Annotated in this window: 2 protein-coding genes; both read right to left on the bottom strand. The window is 69.8% G+C overall.

Features of this window, described 5'->3' with window-relative positions; all coding sequences use genetic code 11:
• Window positions 1-34: 34 nt before the first annotated feature.
• Window positions 35-769 carry a winged helix-turn-helix domain-containing protein gene (locus AC2VNT_RS10095; protein WP_486946722.1) on the bottom strand — a complete coding sequence of 245 codons (735 nt, stop codon included), beginning with the start codon at window positions 767-769 and terminating at the stop codon, window positions 35-37.
• A gap of 28 nt (window positions 770-797) precedes the next feature.
• Window positions 798-2027: a sensor histidine kinase gene (locus tag AC2VNT_RS10090; RefSeq protein ID WP_486946721.1), complete on the bottom strand. Its 1230-nt coding sequence runs from the start codon at window positions 2025-2027 to the stop codon at window positions 798-800.
• Window positions 2028-2436 lie beyond the last annotated feature (409 nt).

The raw sequence follows: 2436 nt of genomic DNA, 5'->3' as shown, positions 1-2436 counted from the left end.
CGCTTCACGGCCACCTACCCGGATTCGACGGATCTTACGGTCGGCTCCACGAGGGACGCCGCACACCCCAGCCCTCAGACAGCGCCTCACCCTCCAGCTTGTAACCGAGGCCGCGCACCGTGACCAGGTGCACCGGGTTGGCCGGGTCGGCCTCGATCTTCGCCCGCAACCGCTTGACGTGGACGTCCAGCGTCTTGGTGTCGCCCACGTAGTCCGCCCCCCACACCCGGTCGATCAGCTGGCCGCGGGTCAGCACCCGGCCGGTGTTGCGCATCAGGTACTCCAGCAGGTCGAATTCCTTGAGCGGCAAGGTCACCGGCTCGCCGTTGACCAGAACCACATGCCGCTCGACGTCCATCTGCACCGACCCGGACTCCAGCATTCCCTCGCCGGCTCCGGCTTCGTCGTCGCCGCCGCGGCGCAGCACCGCCCGGATCCGGGCGATCAGCTCGCGAGCCGAGTACGGCTTGGTCACGTAGTCGTCGGCACCCAGCTCCAGGCCGACCACCTTGTCGATCTCGCTGTCGCGCGCAGTGACCATGATCACCGGCACTCCGGAGCGGGACCGCAGCTGCTTGCAGACATCGGTGCCGGACATGCCGGGCAGCATCAGGTCGAGCAGCACGATGTCGGCGCCGGCCCGGTCGAACTCCGCCAACGCCGACGGGCCGTCGGTCACCACGGTGGCCTCGAAGCCCTCCTTGCGCAGCAGAAAGGCCAACGGGTCGGCCAGCGACTCCTCGTCCTCGACGATCAACACGCGAGCCATCTAGCGCCGCCCCTCCTCATCCGCACTCCTACCCGTCCGGCACATTATCCCGCCCCGGCGGCTCACCGCCGACCGGATTCGGCTCATCTCCGCCGCCTCGGTACGCCGGAATCGACAGGGTGAACGTCGAGCCGGTACCGGGCTGACTCCACAGGCTGATGGTGCCGTTGTGGTTGGCCGCCACGTGCTTGACGATGGCCAAGCCCAGCCCGCTGCCCCCGGTCGCCCGAGACCGCGCCTTGTCGCTGCGGAAGAACCGCTCGAAGACCCGTTCCTGATCCTTGCGGGCGATGCCGATGCCGCGGTCGGTGACCGCGATCTCGACGAACTCGCCGCGCCGGCGGCGGCTGATCGACACCGGTGACTCGTGCGGCGAGTAGGCGATCGCGTTGGACACCAGGTTCGCCAACGCGGTGACCAGCAGACGCTCGTCGCCGAGCACCCGGAAACCGGTCGACGCGTCGGTGCCCAGCGTGATGTGGGCGTTGTCGGCCGCTACCTTGTGCCGGGAGAGCGCCTCGGCGACCACGGTGTCGACGTCGACCTCGCCGAGCTCGGGCAGCGGCTCGCCACCCTGCAGCCGGGACAGCTCGATCAGCTCGCTGACCATGTTGGCCAGCCGGTTGGACTCGACCAGCACCATCTCGCCGAACCGATGCACCGTCTCGGGGTCGTCGGCCGATGCCAGCAGCGCCTCGGCCAGCACGCCCATCGCCCCGACCGGTGTTTTCAGCTCGTGGCTGACGTTGGCCACGAAGTCGCGTCTGGTGGCCTCCAGGCGGGCATACTCGGACTGGTCGTCGACGAAGACCGCCGCGAACCGGCGGTCTTCGTCGGAGAGCAGACTCGCGTGACCACGCACCTCCAGCCCGGTCCGCGGGGATCCGCCGCGCACGCCTGGCTGCTCCGGCTTTTCCGGCGATAGCTCGAACCCGACGTCCTCGCCGCCGGCCAGCGCGCGCTGCGCCGCGGCCCAGGCCCGGTCATCGAGCAGCCGATTGTGAACCAGGCCCAGTTCTTCCGCCCGGTCGTTGCGGTAGACGACGTCTCGGTGGGCGTCGACCACCGCGGTGCCGGTCGGTGCCAGCTCGACGATGCGCTGCAGCATCTGCCCCACGGTGATCCCGGCCCGTTCGGCCGCCTCCCGCCGCCGGCGTTCGGCGAACCCGCGGGCCACCTGGGTGCCCACGGTCGCGCCCAGCGTCAGCGCCGCAACGGCGGCGACACCGGCGAGCAGCAGCGCGGACGTGACGGACACGAGGAAATCGTACGCACCGGCGGCCGGTCGGCGGCCGGACCGAGGGTGAACTCGGGGTGGCGCTGCGGCCAATATCGCTGCGGCCAATATCCCGGTTGGACCGCCAGGTCACGAATGCTGCTCGCCGTATTGGCTGTTGGCGTTCCATCCGCTCGCGCCTGGCGGAACAGCGCCACGGTCGCCGTCTGTGCCATGGCGATCAGTGGGTCGGGTTCGGATCGACGGGGTGAGTTGCGGCGTTGGTCGGCTCGGTTTAGGTTCCCGATCATGGCTGGCGGGCAGATGGTGCAGGTCAACTCGGTTTCGCTGGGTTGTTCGGCGGCGCTCCGGCTGTGGCGTGACGGTGCGGGTCCTGCGGCGGGGCATGTTCATCGGGGTCGCCGGGCGGCGATGAGGCGGGCGGTGTTGT

This window comes from Mycobacterium sp. TH-M15, from assembly GCF_057473705.1.
The sequence above is the reverse complement of the archived record's forward strand: the minus strand, read 5'-3'. Positions and strand labels throughout refer to the sequence as shown.

Excerpts from the sequence above, each read along its gene's own strand:
- AC2VNT_RS10095 (WP_486946722.1), bottom strand. The coding sequence starts at position 769 with ATGGCTCGCGTGTTGATCGTCGAGGACGAGGAGTCGCTGGCCGACCCG.